The 16,251-nt window shown below is 62.1% G+C and carries 17 protein-coding genes; 2 read left to right on the top strand and 15 right to left on the bottom strand.

Features of this window, described 5'->3' with window-relative positions; translation table 11 throughout:
- Positions 1-41: 41 nt before the first annotated feature.
- Positions 42-710, bottom strand: a complete 669-nt coding sequence (gene ccmB, locus ACMTA2_RS09185) for a heme exporter protein CcmB (protein ID WP_003199151.1) — start codon at positions 708-710, stop codon at positions 42-44.
- Positions 707-1,342: a cytochrome c biogenesis heme-transporting ATPase CcmA gene (gene ccmA / locus ACMTA2_RS09180; RefSeq protein ID WP_413794591.1), complete on the bottom strand. Its 636-nt coding sequence runs from the start codon at positions 1,340-1,342 to the stop codon at positions 707-709. The genes ccmB and ccmA overlap by 4 nt, the downstream gene beginning before the upstream one ends.
- A gap of 197 nt (positions 1,343-1,539) precedes the next feature.
- On the opposite strand from ccmA, the gene fliK reads away from it, so the two are divergent.
- On the top strand, positions 1,540-3,111 hold the full coding sequence (fliK, locus tag ACMTA2_RS09175; RefSeq protein WP_413794590.1) for a flagellar hook-length control protein FliK: 1,572 nt from the start codon (positions 1,540-1,542) through the stop codon (positions 3,109-3,111).
- Positions 3,108-3,437, top strand: coding sequence for an EscU/YscU/HrcU family type III secretion system export apparatus switch protein (locus ACMTA2_RS09170; protein WP_413794589.1), 330 nt, complete (start codon positions 3,108-3,110; stop codon positions 3,435-3,437). Before fliK ends, ACMTA2_RS09170 begins: the two co-directional genes overlap by 4 nt.
- 362 nt (positions 3,438-3,799) lie before the next feature.
- On the opposite strand, the gene ACMTA2_RS09165 is transcribed toward ACMTA2_RS09170, so the two are convergent.
- The 13 genes from ACMTA2_RS09165 to flhF form a co-directional block, all read right to left on the bottom strand.
- Entirely contained in the window at positions 3,800-4,195 is a 396-nt protein-coding gene (locus ACMTA2_RS09165; RefSeq protein ID WP_060738629.1) for a DUF2802 domain-containing protein, read from the bottom strand.
- Entirely contained in the window at positions 4,196-4,681 is a 486-nt protein-coding gene (locus ACMTA2_RS09160) for a chemotaxis protein CheW (protein WP_003199144.1), read from the bottom strand.
- Positions 4,682-4,751: 70 nt separating this feature from the next.
- Positions 4,752-5,627, bottom strand: coding sequence for a CheW domain-containing protein (locus ACMTA2_RS09155; RefSeq protein ID WP_413794588.1), 876 nt, complete (start codon positions 5,625-5,627; stop codon positions 4,752-4,754).
- 96 nt (positions 5,628-5,723) lie between these two features.
- Positions 5,724-6,515 carry a ParA family protein gene (locus ACMTA2_RS09150; protein WP_053120309.1) on the bottom strand — a complete coding sequence of 264 codons (792 nt, stop codon included), beginning with the start codon at positions 6,513-6,515 and terminating at the stop codon, positions 5,724-5,726.
- Between the two features lie 49 nt (positions 6,516-6,564).
- Positions 6,565-7,449 carry a flagellar motor protein MotD gene (motD, locus tag ACMTA2_RS09145; RefSeq protein WP_192259475.1) on the bottom strand — a complete coding sequence of 295 codons (885 nt, stop codon included), beginning with the start codon at positions 7,447-7,449 and terminating at the stop codon, positions 6,565-6,567.
- A 216-nt stretch (positions 7,450-7,665) separates the two neighbouring features.
- On the bottom strand, positions 7,666-8,406 hold the full coding sequence (locus ACMTA2_RS09140; RefSeq protein ID WP_003199135.1) for a flagellar motor protein: 741 nt from the start codon (positions 8,404-8,406) through the stop codon (positions 7,666-7,668).
- The gene (locus ACMTA2_RS09135; RefSeq protein WP_413794587.1) at positions 8,406-9,533 is read right to left on the bottom strand and encodes a protein-glutamate methylesterase/protein-glutamine glutaminase; all 1,128 of its coding nucleotides are present in this window, start codon (positions 9,531-9,533) and stop codon (positions 8,406-8,408) included. The genes ACMTA2_RS09140 and ACMTA2_RS09135 overlap by 1 nt, the downstream gene beginning before the upstream one ends.
- Positions 9,534-9,581: 48 nt before the next feature.
- A complete protein-coding gene (locus ACMTA2_RS09130; protein WP_413794586.1) occupies positions 9,582-11,837 on the bottom strand; it encodes a chemotaxis protein CheA in 2,256 nt (751 codons plus the stop codon).
- Positions 11,838-11,865: 28 nt separating this feature from the next.
- Positions 11,866-12,651 carry a protein phosphatase CheZ gene (locus tag ACMTA2_RS09125; protein ID WP_060738635.1) on the bottom strand — a complete coding sequence of 262 codons (786 nt, stop codon included), beginning with the start codon at positions 12,649-12,651 and terminating at the stop codon, positions 11,866-11,868.
- 18 nt (positions 12,652-12,669) lie between these two features.
- The gene (locus tag ACMTA2_RS09120) at positions 12,670-13,041 is read right to left on the bottom strand and encodes a chemotaxis response regulator CheY (protein WP_003199125.1); all 372 of its coding nucleotides are present in this window, start codon (positions 13,039-13,041) and stop codon (positions 12,670-12,672) included.
- A gap of 167 nt (positions 13,042-13,208) precedes the next feature.
- Positions 13,209-13,952, bottom strand: coding sequence for an RNA polymerase sigma factor FliA (gene fliA, locus ACMTA2_RS09115; protein WP_003184000.1), 744 nt, complete (start codon positions 13,950-13,952; stop codon positions 13,209-13,211).
- Positions 13,949-14,779, bottom strand: a complete 831-nt coding sequence (gene fleN / locus ACMTA2_RS09110; protein ID WP_003184001.1) for a flagellar synthesis regulator FleN — start codon at positions 14,777-14,779, stop codon at positions 13,949-13,951. Before fleN ends, fliA begins: the two co-directional genes overlap by 4 nt.
- A gap of 115 nt (positions 14,780-14,894) precedes the next feature.
- Positions 14,895-16,244 (bottom strand): flagellar biosynthesis GTPase FlhF, encoded by a 1,350-nt coding sequence (gene flhF, locus ACMTA2_RS09105; RefSeq protein ID WP_413794585.1) that lies wholly within the window; start codon positions 16,242-16,244, stop codon positions 14,895-14,897.
- Between the last annotated feature and the right edge of the window lie 7 nt (positions 16,245-16,251).

Here is a 16,251-nt window from a genome sequence, read left to right as displayed (position 1 = left end):
AACTTCCGCAGAAGTGGTCAATGGTTGACCAGGCCTCATTATTATTCGCCGACGCTGATTTTCAGGCCAGCGGCTATTGCAAAGGGTGTCAGGGTTATCGCCAGGGCGGTCAGGCTCCCAAGCCACAGCAGATAACCGGTCGCGGGCATGCCTTGCAACGCTGCTTGCAAAGCACCACTGCCGAGGATCAATACCGGTATGTACAACGGCAGGATCAACAGCGCCAACAACAGGCCGCCGCGCTTCAAGCCCACCGTCAACGCCGCGCCCACCGCACCAAGCAGGCTCAGCACCGGCGTGCCCAGCAGCAGCGACACCAGCAGCACCGGCATGCACGCGCCGGGCAGCCCCAGCATCATTGCCAGCAGCGGCGAGAGCAGCACCAGCGCCAGCCCGGAAAAAACCCAGTGTGCCAGTACCTTGGCCAAAACCAGAAGGGCCAGGGGGTGCGACGAAAGGACCCACTGTTCCAGTGAGCCGTCTTCGAAATCACTGCGGAAAAGCCCGTCCAGCGAGAGCAGGACCGATAAAAGCGCGGCCACCCAGACCAGCCCTGGAGACAAGGTTTGCAACAATTGAGTCTCCGGCCCGACCGCCAACGGGAACAGCGCGATGACAATGGCGAAGAACACCAGCGGGTTGGCCAGTTCGGCCGGACGACGAAAGAGCAGGCGCGCCTCACGGGCCAGCAACAGGCCAAACACACTCATACAGCCCAGTTCCCCAAATCGATGTTGCGATAACCGGACGGCATCCGCGCCAGCGTGTGGTGGGTGGTCAACAGCACCAAGCCACCCTGTTCGCAGTGCCGGGCCAGGTGTTCCTCGAGCTGCGCGACGCCCTGTTTGTCCAGGGCGGTGAACGGCTCGTCGAGGATCCACAGCGGCGGGCCGTCCAGGTACAGCCGGGCCAGGGCTACGCGGCGCTGCTGCCCAGCGGACAGGGTGTGGCTCGGCACATCCTCGAAGCCGCGCAACCCCACCGCCGCCAACGCCTGCCAGATCGCCTCGCGTCCGGCGGGCCGATGCAGCGCACAGAGCCAACGGAGGTTTTCTTCGGGGGTCAGCAAGTCCTTGATGCCCGCGGCATGGCCGATCCAGAGCAGGTTGCGGGCCAGTTCGCTGCGCTGGCTGTGCAAGGGCTGGCCGTTGAGCAACACGTGGCCTGCGGTGGGCTGCATCAACCCGGCAACCAGGCGCAAGAGGCTGGTCTTGCCGCTACCGTTGGGGCCACTGATCTGCACCATATCGCCAGGCGAGAGTCTCAATTCAAGATCTTCGAAAAGCAGCCGCAAGTCTCGCTCACAGGCGAGGCCGACGGTTTGCAGGAGAGGGCTGGTCAAGGGATCGCGGGCCTTATACGGTTCAAGTCGGCGGTGCAGCGGCCGTTAAAGAGGTGCAGCATAGATGCTTTGACGGCCTGTTCCACAGAGCTGCGTCAAACAATCGCAAGGTTTTCGCCACTCCCGGAAAGACGGCGGCATTATACATGCCCTAACCTACTCTCAAGAGCGCTTATTTCCCCAAGGTAAAGCCGCAGATGACAGACGACATGAACATCCTGCCGCTGCCCCAGGCCACGGCAACGACGCGTATGCCAGCGGTGACGGGCGAGTTGCTCAAATTGCTGGCGCCGGCCGCAGGCCTGATCGGCCCCGGCCAGACCGCCCAGGCCGAAGTGCTGTCGCTCAAGCAAGCCGACCAGACCTTCCAGCTGTTGCTCAAGGTCACCTTGGAGAGCGGCCGCCAGACGACCGTACAAGCCACCAGCACCCAGCCATTGCCCCAGGGCACCAGCCTGGCCGTGACCCAGCCATCCGCCAGCAACCTGACGATTGCCGTGCAACAGGCCGTCGCCTCCAGCGTCGCCACCCTGACCCGCATCGACACGGCGCAGATGCCGGTCGGCACGTTGCTGCAAGGCAAGGTATTGACCAGCCAGGCGCTGCCCTCATTGCCCGGACAGCCGGCGGTCTATCGGTCGTTGGTGAGCCTGCTCAACACGGCCCAGGCCGGCAGTACCCTGGACATCGACAGCCCCCAACCGCTGCGCATCGGCACGCTCTTGAGCGCCCAGGTGCAAGATGCCCAGACGCTCAAATTCGTTCCCCTGAGCAACCGCCAGGAGCAACTGGCGGTGAGCCAGCAACTGGTCACCCAGGTGAGCCGCCAAGGCTCGCTGGACAGCCTGATCACCGCCCTGCAGAGCCTGCCGGCCACGGACGACACCGGCGCCGAGCTGCGCGCCGCGGTGACTCGCCTGCTGGCTGGCCTGCCGGATGTCCAGCAGCTGAGCACGCCCAAGGGCTTGGCCCAAGCCATGATTGCCAGCGGTGTGTTCCTGGAAAGCAAACTGCTCGCCGGACAGTCACCGAGCCTGGCGCCGGACATGAAGGGCGACCTGCTGAAACTGATTGCCCAACTGACCCCGGCCCTGCCCGCCTCCACCAACCTGGGCGCCATCATTGCCGCCAATACACTGGCCCAGGCCTTGCCCAATTTCGTGCGCAGCGCTCTGGGGATGCTCGGCCAGGTCAGCGCCAAGCCGCCGCCCACCAGCTTTCCGCTACCCTCGCGCCTGCTGAAAGAGCAGGACGAAGAAGGCGATCTGGAACACCTGCTGCGCCTGGCCGCCGCTGCCGTGTCGCGCCTGCAAAGCCATCAGTTGTCGAGCCTGGAACAGACCGGCCTGACCGACGACGGTCGACTGATGAGCACCTGGCAACTGGAGATCCCGATGCGCAACCTGCAGGACATCGTGCCGTTGCAGGTCAAGTTCCAGCGCGAGGAAACCCCGCCCCGGGAGCAACCGGACGAACGCCGGGAAGAACGCGAGCCGAAACAGCAGCTCTGGCGGGTCGAACTGGCGTTCGACATGGAACCGCTCGGCCCGCTGCAGATTCAAGCCCAGTTGCTCAGCGGCAGCCTGTCCAGCCAGTTGTGGGCAGAACGGCCCTACACCGCGAACCTGATCGAAAGCAACCTGACCGCCTTGCGCGAGCGCCTTGTAACCTGTGGCTTGAACGTCGGCGACCTGGACTGCCACCTCGGAACCCCGCCCCAAGGCCCCAAGACTCGCCTGGAACAACGCTGGGTGGACGAAACCGCATGACGACCCACACCGAACCCCGCCAGGCCATCGCCCTCAAGTACGACGGCCACCACGCCCCGACCCTCACCGCCAAGGGCGACGAAGCCCTGGCCGAGGAAATCCTGCGAATCGCCCGGGACAGCGAAGTACCGATCTATGAGAACGCCGAGCTGGTGAAGCTGCTGGCACGGATGGAGTTGGGAGACAGCATCCCGGAAGAGCTGTACCGCACGATTGCCGAGATCATCGCGTTTGCCTGGAACCTCAAGGGCAAATTCCCCCAGGGCTATGACCCGAACGCGCCGAGTATCGAGAAGGATGTGACCGACCGCGGCGACGACTACTGATCGGTGGCGAGGGGATCTATCCCCGTTGGGTTGTGCAGCGACTCCATTTTTAAGCGGCTGCTGCGCACCCGAGCGGGGATAAATCCCCTCGCCACAGGGGCTGGGCGGAAAAGATTGGTTCGCCGGCAAAACCTGTGGGAGCTGTAGCTTGAGCAGCGACCCCATTTTCTTGGCGGCTGCTGCGCACCCGAGCGGGGATGAATCCCCTCGCCACAGGGGCTGGGTTGGAAAGATTGGTTCGCCGGCAAAACCTGTGGGAGCGAGCCCGCTCGCGATGGGGCCCTGCCAACCAACATCGATATTGACTGACACACCGCTATCGCGAGCAAGCTCGCTCCCGCATTGGATTGGGGTGAACGCGATCAGCCGCCCCGGTGTAGCTTGCTCATCAACTCCGCCTCGGCCTGGGTCAGGCCGCAGGCTTGGGTCAGTTCGTCGACGCTGGCGCCCATGCCCACCAGGCGAGCGGCCTGGGCGAAGGACAGGCTGGAGGGGTCGCGCTGTTCCAACTGGGCGAGTTTATCCGGCAACGGCGCGACCACGGCACGCAGCTCATGGAGCGCTTCGCCCATGCGCACGGTGCCGTTCTGATAATCGTCGACGCGCTTGGCCAGGTCCTTGATGCGCTGGTCGCGCAGCGCATCGCCCTGGGCCTGCTGAGCGGCGATCTGCCGCTGGCCACGTATGTAAGCCAAGAACATCGCCAGCGTGCCTGCCCAGAAAAGGAACAGGACAATGACTGCTACCTCAAGAATCAATCAGATACTCTCCAGTTCCGACCACTCTTCTTCGCTCATCATCTTGTCCAGTTCAACCAGAATCAGCAACTCGTTGTTCTTGTTGCACACCCCTTGAATGAACTTGGCGGATTCTTCGTTACCCACGTTCGGCGCGGTCTCGATTTCCGACTGGCGCAGGTAAACCACCTCGGCGACGCTGTCGACCATGATGCCAACCACTTGCTTGTCGGCTTCGATGATGACGATCCGGGTGTTGTCGCTGATCTCGGCGTTCATCAGGCCGAAGCGCTGACGGGTATCGATCACGGTGACCACGTTGCCACGCAGGTTGATGATACCCAGCACATAGCTGGGTGCACCCGGTACCGGGGCGATCTCGGTATAGCGCAGCACTTCCTGAACGCGCATCACATTGATGCCGTAGGTTTCGTTGTCGAGCTTGAAGGTCACCCATTGCAGAATCGGATCTTCAGAACCCTTTTGAGACGACGCCTTATCATTCATACCCTGACCCCTCGAAAAACCGCCTGTGGCGGCGTGTATTCTGTCCGGCGACTGTGTGCCGCCGGTTGTCTTATTTCGGTTTCTGAACCGGCTTTCTGCTGCCGTCCAGGTGTTTTGCCCCGCCGCTGGCGATCAGCTCCGCCAGTTCGGAAACGTCCAGCAAGGCACACATGTGCTCGATCACCGTACCCGCCAGCCATGGCCGTTGCCCTCGATGGCTGCGCCACTTGATCTCGTTCGGGTCCAGGCGCAGCGATCGGCTGACCTGATGCACCGCCAACCCCCACTCATAACCTTGTACCGAAATCACGTATTGCAAACCCTGGCGAAAGTCGTCGCGATAACGGTCCGGCATGACCCAGCGCGCCGTATCCAGTACCTTCAGGTTGCCCGCCTGGCTCGGCAGGATCCCGAGGAACCATTCCGGCTGGCCGAACAACGGCGTCAGTTCCTGCCCGGCCAGGGAGTAGATCGATCCCAGGCAGACCAGCGGCACCGCCAGGGTCAACCCGGCCACATCGAACAACAAACACTCGAACGGCTCGGCAGCCCAGGCCGGACGATCGTCGCCCGGCACCGGCGGCGGTGGGCTGCTCGGCGGCACGTGGACTTCCACCACCGGCGTTACCAGGCCCTGCAGCAACGGGGCAACGGTCGAGACCGGCGCCAGGATCGGCGCGGGAGCATCCATTACCGCCAGTTGAGGCTTGATGAACGGTGCTTCGACCGCCGCAGCCACCACTGATTTCTGTGCATCACGGGCCTGCTCTTCGAGCACGGCCGCTTGAAACTCATCCAGCACACCCTCGGCTTGGACGTGCTCGGGCAACGCCTCGATCACGCTTGGCGGCGGTGGCAATTCTTCGGTCGCTTCCTGCAACAGCCCATCCAGATAGGACTGCAGGGCCATTTGCGGACGCGAGGTTGTCTTTATCGGGCGGCTCATGGGAACAGTGCGCCACTTGAAGAGGTTATCGGCATGAATGCGGTAGGACTTGAGCGTTCGCAAGCGAACACAACGTCAATGGAAAGCCTCGTCACCTTAAGCCACCTGCTGCGGAACAAGCTGTTGGGCCAGCAGATGCTTGAGCAGCGCCCGGTAGGCCAGTACGCCACGGCTCTTGCCATCGAATTGCGAAGGGGTCACACCGGCGCGACTGGCATCGCGCAGGCGGGTATCGACGGGGATATAGCCTTGCCAGATGTCCTCCGGGTACATGTCCCGCAGCACACGCAGGGTGCCCAGGGACGCCTGGGTGCGACGGTCGAACAGGGTCGGCACGATGTTGAAGGCCAGCGTCTGCTTGCGCGAGCGGTTGACCATCGCCAGCGTATTGACCATGCGCTCCAGGCCCTTGACCGCCAAGTGCTCGGTCTGTACGGGGATGACCAATTGCTGGCTGGCTGCCAAGGCATTGACCATCAGCAACCCCAGCAGCGGCGGGCTGTCGATGATCGCGTAATCGAAATCCTGCCACAGTTGCGCCAGACTCTTGGCGATCACCAGGCCCAGGCCGCTCTGCCCCGGCGACTGTCGCTCCAGGGTGGCCAGGGCGGTGCTGGACGGCAGCAGGGAAATCCGCTCGTCGCTGGTGGACAACAGCAACTGCCCCGGCAGCCCCTCGGGCACGACGCCCTTGTGCAGGAACAGGTCGTAGTTGCTGTGCTCCAGGCTGTCGGGATCGTAGCCGAAATAGCTGGTCATCGAGCCATGGGGGTCCAGGTCGACGATGACCACGCGCTTGCCCGCCTCGGCCAGCAACCCGGCTAAAGCGATGGAAGATGTGGTCTTGCCCACACCACCTTTTTGATTGGCGACTGCCCAGACTCTCATTCGGATCGTTCCTCCCGGCCGAAACTGGCTCGACCGAGAAATAGCTCGGTTATAAAGCGGGTGACGGAGAATTGACGGCACTCTGTCTTCCCGGTGACTTGACCGGAGCCGGTGCAGTTTGTGTGCCAGCCCGCTTCAATGCCGCATCCGGAGTTGCATTGGCCGTACCGGTGCCGGTCAGGCTGCGACGTACATCGAGGTTACGCGACACCACCAGCACCACCCGCCGGTTGCGCGCACGCCCCTCGGCCGTGGCATTGTTGGCCACTGGTTGGAACTCACCGTAGCCCACCGAAGCCAGGCGACCGGGGTTCACCCCCTGCATTGCCAACATGCGCACGATGCTCGCCGAACGGGCCGAGGAGAGCTCCCAGTTGGTCGGGTATTGCGCGGTACGGATCGGCTGGTCGTCCGTGAAGCCTTCGACATGGATCGGGTTGTCGAACGGCTTGAGGATCGCCGCGACCTTATCGATGATGTTGAACGCCATGTCGCTGGGCATGGCGTCGCCGCTGCCGAACAACAGGCTGGAGTTGAGCTCGATCTCGACCCATAACTCGTTGCCGCGCACGGTCATCTGGTTGGAACTGATCAGGTCGCCGAAGGCCGCACTGATGTCATCGGCGATGCTTTTCAATGGGTCGCTGCTGCCGGCGATACCCGCCTCGACCTGTTCGCTGTCCTTGACCAAGGGTTTGGCCGGCGTGGTGGTCTTGGGCCGCTCCTCGCCGATAGGGATAGGCTTGAGGGCCCGGTCGGAATCGGTGAAGACACCGATCAACGCCTCGGAGATGACTTTGTATTTGCCTTCGTTAACCGAAGAAATCGAATACATGACCACAAAAAAGGCGAACAGCAGCGTGATGAAGTCGGCATAGGAAACCAGCCAGCGTTCATGGTTGACGTGTTCTTCACGATGCCTTCGACGTGCCATGTTAGAACGTGCCCAAAGTAAATGACGAAACAGAGCCTGCTGCTGTCTTTGTGGCGAGGGGATTGATCCCCGCCAGGTTGCGCAGCAGCCCCAAGGCAAACGACTCGATCAACCTGGCACATCGAGATGTCAGGTTTTGGGGCCGCTTCGCGACCCAACGGGGATCAATCCCCTCGCCACAGGTTTGGCGCAATCCTGGGCGCCCTACGTTTTCCATCAGTCCATGAAGCCCTGAAGCTTCAACTCAATGGAGCGCGGGTTTTCACCTTCGGCGATCGACAGGATCCCTTCCAGCAGCATTTCGCGGTAGCGCGACTGGCGCAACGCGATGGACTTGAGCTTGGCCGCGATAGGCAGCAGCACCAGGTTGGCACTCGCCACGCCATAGATCGTGGCAACGAACGCCACGGCGATACCACTGCCCAACTGCGACGGATCGGCCAGGTTGCCCATCACATGGATCAGGCCCATCACTGCACCGATGATGCCGATGGTCGGCGCATAGCCGCCCATGCTTTCGAATACCTTGGCCGCTTCGATGTCGCGGCTTTCCTGGGTGTAGAAATCCACCTCCAGGATGCTGCGGATGGCTTCCGGCTCGGCGCCGTCCACCAGCAATTGCAGGCCTTTGCGCGAGTAGCTGTCGGGCTCGGCATCGGCCACCCCTTCCAGGCCCAGCAGGCCTTCCTTGCGAGCGGTCAGGCTCCAGTTCACCACCCGATCGATACCACCGGCCAAGTCGACACGGGGCGGGAACAGAATCCAGATCAACACCTGCATGGCGCGTTTGAAAGCGCTCATGGGCGACTGCAACAGCGCCGCGCCAATGGTGCCACCGAGCACGATCAACGCCGCCGGGCCGTTGGCCAGCGCGCCCAGATGACCACCTTCCAGATAATTGCCGCCAATGATGGCGACGAACGCCATGATGATGCCAATCAGGCTGAGCACATCCATTACAGGCAGGCCTCGACCAGGTGTCTACCGATGTCGTCCAACCCATACACGGCATCGGCAAGATCGGCTTTGACGATGGCCATTGGCATGCCGTAGATCACGCAACTGGCTTCGTCCTGGGCCCAGATCGCACTGCCGCCCTGCTTGAGCAGGCGCGCGCCTTCGCGACCGTCGGCGCCCATGCCGGTGAGCACCACCGCCAGAACTTTGTCACCGTAGGACTTGGCCGCGGAACCGAAGGTAATGTCCACGCAAGGCTTGTAGTTCAGGCGCTCGTCACCCGGCAGGATTTTCACCGCGCCACGACCGTCGATCATCATCTGCTTGCCACCCGGCGCCAGCAACGCCAGGCCCGGACGCAGGATGTCGCCATCCTCGGCTTCCTTGACGCTGATGTTGCACAGCTTGTCCAGACGCTCGGCAAACGCCTTGGTGAACGCCGCGGGCATGTGCTGGATCAGCACGATGGGGGCCGGGAAGTTGGCCGGCAACTGAGTCAGGACCCGTTGCAACGCCACCGGTCCACCCGTGGACGTACCGATCGCCACCAGTTTGTAGGCCTTGCGCTTGGGTGCTGGCGACGATGCGCTGGCCGGTGCCGAACGCGTCGGCGCAGGTGCGGGGGCGCTGCGTGCCGGTGCCGGATTGAAGCTGCTCGAAACCGTCGGCGTCGGCGCTGGCGCCGCAACCGGGGCTGGCGCCGGTGCGCTGTAGGCACCGACACGGCGATTGCTGCGGGAAATACTGTGGACCTTTTCGCACAGCAACTGCCGGACCTTGTCGGGGTTGCGCGAAATGTCTTCGAAATTCTTCGGCAGGAAATCCACCGCCCCGGCGTCCAGCGCATCGAGGGTCACCCGGGCGCCTTCGTGGGTCAGGGACGAGAACATCAACACCGGGGTCGGGCAGCGCTGCATGATATGCCGCACCGCCGTGATGCCATCCATCATCGGCATCTCGTAGTCCATGGTAATCACGTCCGGCTTGAGTGCCAGGGCCTGATCGATCGCCTCTTTGCCGTTAGTCGCGGTACCGACGACCTGAATAGTCGTGTCCGCCGAAAGAATTTCCGAGACGCGGCGACGGAAAAACCCTGAATCGTCCACCACCAGGACTTTAACTACCATAAACACTCCGTTAGACGAGGCGCGGCCCTGGGCCACGCCCCTCCAGAATCAAATACGCCGGGCGGCGTAACGCTTGAGCATGCTTGGCACATCGAGAATCAACGCGATGCGGCCGTCGCCGGTGATGGTGGCGCCGGACATGCCCGGGGTGCCCTGGAGCATCTTGCCCAACGGCTTGATGACCACTTCTTCCTGGCCCACCAATTGGTCGACGACGAAGCCGATCCGCTGGGTGCCCACCGAAAGGATCACCACATGGCCCTCGCCCTGCTCCACATGAGCCGCGGAGCTGACCAGCCAACGCTTGAGGTAGAACAGCGGCAGTGCCTTGTCCCGTACGATCACCACTTCCTGGCCGTCCACCACGTTGGTGCGCGACAGGTCGAGGTGGAAGATCTCGTTGACGTTGACCAGCGGGAAGGCGAAGGCCTGGTTGCCCAGCATCACCATCAGGGTCGGCATGATCGCCAGGGTCAACGGGACCTTGATGACGATCTTCGAGCCCTGGCCCTTGGTCGAGTAGATGTTGATCGAACCGTTGAGCTGGGAAATCTTGGTTTTCACCACGTCCATGCCCACGCCACGACCCGACACATCGGAAATCTCGGTCTTGGTGGAGAAACCCGGGGCGAAGATCAGGTTGTAGCATTCGGTGTCGCTCAGGCGATCGGCGGCATCCTTGTCCATCACACCGCGTTTCACCGCAATGGAACGCAGCACGTTGGGGTCCATGCCTTTGCCGTCGTCGGAGATCGACAGCAGGATGTGGTCGCCCTCCTGCTCGGCGGCCAGGATCACCTTGCCGCTGCGGACCTTGCCCGAGGCTTCGCGCTCTTCCGGCGACTCGATGCCGTGGTCGACCGCGTTGCGCACCAAGTGGACCAGCGGGTCGGCCAGGGCCTCGACAAGGTTCTTGTCGAGGTCGGTCTCTTCACCCACCAGTTCCAGGTTGATTTCTTTCTTGAGCTGGCGAGCCAGGTCACGAACCAGGCGCGGGAAGCGCCCGAAGACTTTCTTGATCGGCTGCATCCGGGTCTTCATGACCGCGGTCTGCAGGTCCGCCGTAACCACGTCGAGGTTCGACACGGCCTTGGACATGGCTTCGTCCTGGCTGTTGAGGCCCAGGCGCACCAGGCGGTTACGCACCAGTACCAGTTCGCCGACCATGTTCATGATCTCGTCCAGGCGTGCGGTGTCGACCCGAACGGTGGTCTCTGCTTCGCTGGCCGGCTTTTCCGCTGGCGCAGCGGCCGGAGCGCGGGCTGGCGCCGGGGCGGCAGCGGCAGGCTTGGCGGGCTCGGCCTTGGGCTCCGGCGCCTTGGCGGCGGGTTTGGGCGCAGCCTTGGCCACCGATGCCGCCGCAGTGGCGGCAGCAGGCGCAGCAGAAGCGGTACCGACTTCGCTGAACTTGCCCTTGCCATGCAGCTCATCAAGCAATGATTCGAATTCGTGGTCGCTGATCAGGTCGCTACCTGCTGCGGCGGCAGCGGGTTTGGCCGGGGTCGGTGCCGAAGCGATGGCCGAGTCCAGTGCGTCAACGGCAAAGTTGCCCTTGCCATGCAACTGATCGAGCAAGGCTTCGAATTCGTCGTCGGTGATGTCCGAGCTGTCGCCCGCCGCTTTCGGAGCGGCCGGGGCCGCTGGCGGAGCAACGGCATCCGCCGCGAACTGGCCCTTGCCGTGAAGCTGGTCGAGCAGCGACTCGAACTCGGCATCGGTGATTTCATCGCTGGAGGTCCCGTCGGCGACCGGCGCGGCAGGTGCAACCGGAGCGGCCGGTGCCTCGGCCTGGGCCTTGACGGTATTGAGGGAGTCCAGCAGTTGTTCGAATTCGTTATCGGTGATGTCGCCCGATTCCTCGGCGACCGGTTCTTCCACCACTACCTCGACAGCTGGCGCCGCTTCGTCAGCCGACTGCGGCTCGGCCAGGCGCGACAGCGCGGCGAGGAGCTCGGGGGTGGCAGGGGTAATCGGCGAGCGCTCACGCACTTCGCTGAACATGCTGTTGACCGCATCCAGCGCTTCGAGCACCACGTCCATCAACTCCGAATCAACGCGACGCTCACCCTTGCGCAGGATGTCGAACACGTTCTCGGCAATGTGACAGCACTCCACCAGCTCGTTGAGCTGGAGGAAGCCGGCGCCTCCTTTTACAGTGTGGAAACCGCGAAAAATTGCATTGAGCAGGTCCGCATCATCAGGTCGGCTTTCCAGCTCGACCAGCTGTTCGGACAGTTGCTCTAGAATCTCGCCGGCCTCAACCAGGAAATCCTGAAGGATCTCTTCATCGGCGCCGAAGCTCATTAATGGCTGCTCCTAAAATAGGGCTAAATCAAAATCCAAGGCTGGACAGCAGATCGTCCACATCGTCCTGACCGGACATAACGTCTTCTCTTTTATCGGCATGAATTTGCGGACCTTCACCCTGCGAGAGATGTTTTTGTGGATCTTTTTCAGCAAGCATCGCTTCACGGTCGTGTTCGATGCCTGCAAAGCGGTCGACCTGGCTGGCCATCAGCACCAGTTTGAGCAGGTTGCTTTCCACTTCGGTGACCAGTTGGGTCACACGCTTGATCACCTGGCCGGTCAGGTCCTGATAGTCCTGGGCCAGCAGAATGTCGTTGAGGTTGCTTGCCACCGCGCGGTTCTCGGTGCTGCTGCGCGTCAGGAAACCGTCGACCCGACGGGCCAGTTCCCGGAACTCTTCAGCGCCGACTTCGCGACGCATGAACCGGCCCCAGTCGGTGCTCAAGGCCTGGGCTTCTTCGCTCAGGCCATTGACCAGCGGCGTTGCACTTTCCACCAGGTCCATGGTGCGGTTGGCGGCGGCCTCGGTCAGCTTGACCACATACCCCAGGCGCTCGGTGGCGTCGGTGATCTGCGAGACTTCCTCGGCCTGCGGCATGTGCGGGTCGATCTGGAAATTGACAATCGCGCTGTGCAGTTCACGCGTGAGCTTGCCCACTTCCTGATACAGACCGCGGTCACGGGTCTGGTTGAGCTCATGGATCATTTGAACCGCATCGCCAAAGCGACCTTTTTCAAGGCTGTCGACCAGTTCGCGGGCATGTTTTTTCAGGGTCGATTCGAAATCGCCCATTGAAGATTCGTTGTCCATAGCTCCCCCGTGGCGCCGTTAACCGATGCGTTCGAAGATTTTTTCGATCTTCTCTTTCAACGCCTGGGCCGTGAAGGGTTTGACCACATAGCCGTTTACACCAGCCTGGGCCGCTTCGATGATCTGCTCGCGCTTGGCTTCGGCAGTGACCATCAGCACCGGAAGATGCTTGAGTTTTTCGTCGGCACGCACTTGGCGCAGCAGGTCGATACCGGTCATGCCCGGCATGTTCCAGTCGGTGACCAGGAAATCGAAGTTGCCACTGTGCAACATCGGGAGCGCAGTGGTCCCGTCATCTGCTTCGGCCGTGTTGGTGAACCCAAGGTCACGCAACAGGTTTTTAATGATCCGCCGCATCGTTGAGAAGTCATCAACGATGAGGATTTTCATGTTCTTGTCCAATTCGACCTCCAAGCAGTCTTAAACGCGCCCAGCACCTGGACGCGCCATTTCAATCAATCCGGCACAACGCTCGACAACAGCCTGGAGCACAACGGACGGAGACTGGCGCAGTACCTGCCAGGCCAGCCTCGTTCGCAGTGTCCCCACACTGCCTGTCAGCGCGCTCGCCACTCCCCCAAACGCCCCCGCAAACGGGCCGCGCACTGGCTGTGTAACTGGCTGACCCGCGATTCGCTGACCCCCAGGACCTCACCGATTTCCTTGAGATTCAGCTCTTCGTCGTAGTACAGCGCCAAGACCAGTCGCTCACGCTCCGGCAAATTGGCAATCGCATCCGCCAGCGCGCTCTGGAAACGCTCATCTTCCAGGTCACGCGATGGCTCCATGTGAGCACTCGCGCCATCCTCATGCAGCCCTTCGTGTTCGCCGTCCTGAAGCAGGTCGTCGAAACTGAACAGGCGGCTGCCCAAGGTATCGTTCAAAATCCCGTAATAATCATCGAGACTCAACTGGAGTTCGGCCGCAACTTCGTGATCTTTAGCGTCACGTCCGGTTTTCGCTTCAATTGCCCGAATCGCGTCGCTGACCATGCGGGTATTGCGGTGCACCGAACGCGGGGCCCAATCGCCCTTGCGGACTTCATCGAGCATCGCCCCGCGAATGCGTATACCGGCATAGGTCTCGAAACTGGCACCCTTGCTGGCGTCGTATTTGTTCGACACTTCAAGCAGGCCGATCATGCCGGCCTGGATCAAGTCCTCGACCTGCACGCTGGCTGGCAATCGCGCCAGCAAGTGATAGGCGATACGCTTGACCAGTGGCGCGTAACGCTCGATCAATTCGTACTGGGCGTCCCGTGCCGATTTTTTGTAGAGGTGGTTGTAACCGCTGGCTGTCATAGCACGGGCCCTGCTGTTTGTTGCACAAGACGCTCGACGAAAAATTCCAGATGCCCGCGAGGGTTGGCCGGCAGCGGCCAGGTGTCGACCTTCTGGGCGATCGCCTTGAACGCCAGCGCGCATTTGGAACGTGGAAAGGCTTCATAAACGGCACGTTGCTTCTGGACGGCCTTGCGCACGCTTTCGTCGTACGGCACGGCGCCGACGTATTGTAGGGCGACGTCCAGGAAGCGATCGGTGACCTTGGTCAACTTGGCGAACAGGTTGCGTCCTTCCTGCGGGCTCTGGGCCATGTTGGCCAGGACGCGGAAGCGGTTCATGCCATAGTCGCGGTTAAGCAGTTTGATCAGGGCGTAGGCGTCGGTGATGGACGTTGGCTCATCGCAGACCACCAGCAGCACTTCCTGGGCGGCGCGCACGAAACTGACGACCGAGTCGCCGATGCCGGCCGCGGTGTCGATCACCAGCACATCGAGGTTGTCGCCGATGTCACTGAAAGCCTGGATCAGGCCCGCGTGCTGCGCCGGGGTCAGGTGAACCATGCTCTGGGTGCCCGAGGCCGCCGGCACGATGCGAATCCCGCCCGGCCCCTGCAACAACACGTCGCGCAGTTCGCAACGGCCTTCGATCACGTCCGCCAGGGTGCGCTTGGGGGTAAGCCCCAGCAACACGTCGACGTTCGCCAGGCCCAGGTCGGCGTCCAGCAGCATGACCCGTCGGCCAAGCTCTGCCAGAGCCAGGGACAAGTTCACTGACACGTTAGTCTTCCCGACGCCACCTTTGCCGCCGGTCACCGCGATCACCTGTACGGGATGCATGCTGCCCATGTTCGTTCTTTACCTTGTCTTCTTAGACGGAGGCCACATTACTGGCTGCGCGTTCGCATACGGAACAATGCAAGGCAGGCCATCGATGTAGGTACAAAAAATTTTCATGATTACCTCAGCCGACCTGCTTGGTCGGGCTGTGGTAGATATCAGCGAACATGTCAGCCATGGCTTCTTCGCTGGGTTCTTCCTGCATTTGCACACTCACGGCACGACTGACCAGTTGATGACGGCGCGGCAGATGCAAATCATCCGGGATCCGCGGCCCGTCGGTCAGGTAGGCCACCGGTAGTTCATGACCGATCGCCAGGCTCAACACCTCGCCCAGGCTTGCCGTTTCGTCCAGCTTAGTCAGGATGCAGCCGGCCAGCCCGCAGCGTTTGTAGCTGTGGTATGCGGCGGTTAGAACCTGTTTCTGGCTGGTGGTTGCCAACACGAGATAATTTTTTGACTTGATGCCGCGCCCGGCCAGGCTTTCGAGCTGCATGCGCAGGGCCGGATCGCTGGCTTGCAGGCCTGCGGTATCGATCAGCACGACGCGTTTGCGCAGCAGCGGCTCCAGCGCCTGGGCCAGGGATTGCCCCGGATCCACATGGGTCACCGACACATTGAGGATCCGGCCCAGGGTCTTGAGTTGTTCCTGGGCACCGATGCGGAAACTGTCCATGCTCACCAGGGCGATGCTCTGGGCGCCGTACTTGAGTACATAACGGGCGGCGAGCTTGGCCAGGGTGGTGGTCTTGCCCATGCCGGCAGGGCCGACCATGGCAATTACCCCGCCCTCTTCCAACGGCTCGACTTCCGGGGTCGCGATCATCCGCGCCAGGTGCGCCAACAACATGCGCCAGGCCTGGCGCGGCTCTTCGATGCCATTGATCAGCGCCAGCAGGTCCCGGGACAACGGACCGGACAGGCCGATGCGTTGCAGGCGACGCCACAGATTGGCCTGGGCCGGACGGCTGCCTTGCAGCTGGTTCCAGGCCAGGGAGCCGAGTTGGACTTCCATCAACTCGCGCAGGCTGTTGAGTTCAAAGCGCATCGAGTCCAGGGCGCGCGGGTCGAGCCCACGGGCTGGCGCGGCAGGCGCTGGCTCCGGACGACGCGGTTCGGCCTGGGCCTGTTCGATCAGTGGTTCGGCAGCGGTCAATGGCAGGCCGGCGGTCAGTGGCTGACCGGCGAACAATTGACGATTGGTACCCGCCGCCCCTTCGCCTTCGCTGCTGCGCAGGCTCAGTTCGGCTTGGGCGCTGGCGATGCGCGACTGGGTCTTGCGCAGCTCGTCTTCGAGTTCCATGTTCGGAATCCGTGGAGCCAGCGCCGACAATTTGTAATCCAGGGCCGCCGTCAGTTCGACACCGCCGGCAATACGACGGTTGCCAATGATGGCTGCTTCAGCGCCCAGCTCGTCACGAACCAGTTTCATGGCCTGACGCATGTCGGCGGCGAAAAAACGCTTCACTTGCATAAACCAC

The sequence above is a fragment of the Pseudomonas medicaginis genome, assembly GCF_965119365.1.
Taxonomy (GTDB): Bacteria; Pseudomonadota; Gammaproteobacteria; order Pseudomonadales; family Pseudomonadaceae; genus Aquipseudomonas.
This window is presented reverse-complemented; position numbering and strand designations above follow the sequence as displayed.

Bases quoted from the DNA above. Each gene is read 5' to 3' on its own strand.
- ccmB (WP_003199151.1), bottom strand. From the start codon at position 710: ATGAGTGTGTTTGGCCTGTTGCTGGCCCGTGAGGCGCGCCTGCTCTTT.
- fliK (WP_413794590.1), top strand. From the start codon at position 1,540: ATGACAGACGACATGAACATCCTGCCGCTGCCCCAGGCCACGGCAACG.
- ACMTA2_RS09170 (WP_413794589.1), top strand. From the start codon at position 3,108: ATGACGACCCACACCGAACCCCGCCAGGCCATCGCCCTCAAGTACGAC.
- ACMTA2_RS09160 (WP_003199144.1), bottom strand. From the start codon at position 4,681: ATGAATGATAAGGCGTCGTCTCAAAAGGGTTCTGAAGATCCGATTCTG.
- ACMTA2_RS09155 (WP_413794588.1), bottom strand. From the start codon at position 5,627: ATGAGCCGCCCGATAAAGACAACCTCGCGTCCGCAAATGGCCCTGCAG.
- ACMTA2_RS09150 (WP_053120309.1), bottom strand. From the start codon at position 6,515: ATGAGAGTCTGGGCAGTCGCCAATCAAAAAGGTGGTGTGGGCAAGACC.
- motD (WP_192259475.1), bottom strand. From the start codon at position 7,449: ATGGCACGTCGAAGGCATCGTGAAGAACACGTCAACCATGAACGCTGG.
- ACMTA2_RS09140 (WP_003199135.1), bottom strand. From the start codon at position 8,406: ATGGATGTGCTCAGCCTGATTGGCATCATCATGGCGTTCGTCGCCATC.
- ACMTA2_RS09135 (WP_413794587.1), bottom strand. From the start codon at position 9,533: ATGGTAGTTAAAGTCCTGGTGGTGGACGATTCAGGGTTTTTCCGTCGC.
- ACMTA2_RS09130 (WP_413794586.1), bottom strand. From the start codon at position 11,837: ATGAGCTTCGGCGCCGATGAAGAGATCCTTCAGGATTTCCTGGTTGAG.
- ACMTA2_RS09125 (WP_060738635.1), bottom strand. From the start codon at position 12,651: ATGGACAACGAATCTTCAATGGGCGATTTCGAATCGACCCTGAAAAAA.
- ACMTA2_RS09120 (WP_003199125.1), bottom strand. From the start codon at position 13,041: ATGAAAATCCTCATCGTTGATGACTTCTCAACGATGCGGCGGATCATT.
- fliA (WP_003184000.1), bottom strand. From the start codon at position 13,952: ATGACAGCCAGCGGTTACAACCACCTCTACAAAAAATCGGCACGGGAC.
- fleN (WP_003184001.1), bottom strand. From the start codon at position 14,779: ATGGGCAGCATGCATCCCGTACAGGTGATCGCGGTGACCGGCGGCAAA.
- flhF (WP_413794585.1), bottom strand. From the start codon at position 16,244: ATGCAAGTGAAGCGTTTTTTCGCCGCCGACATGCGTCAGGCCATGAAA.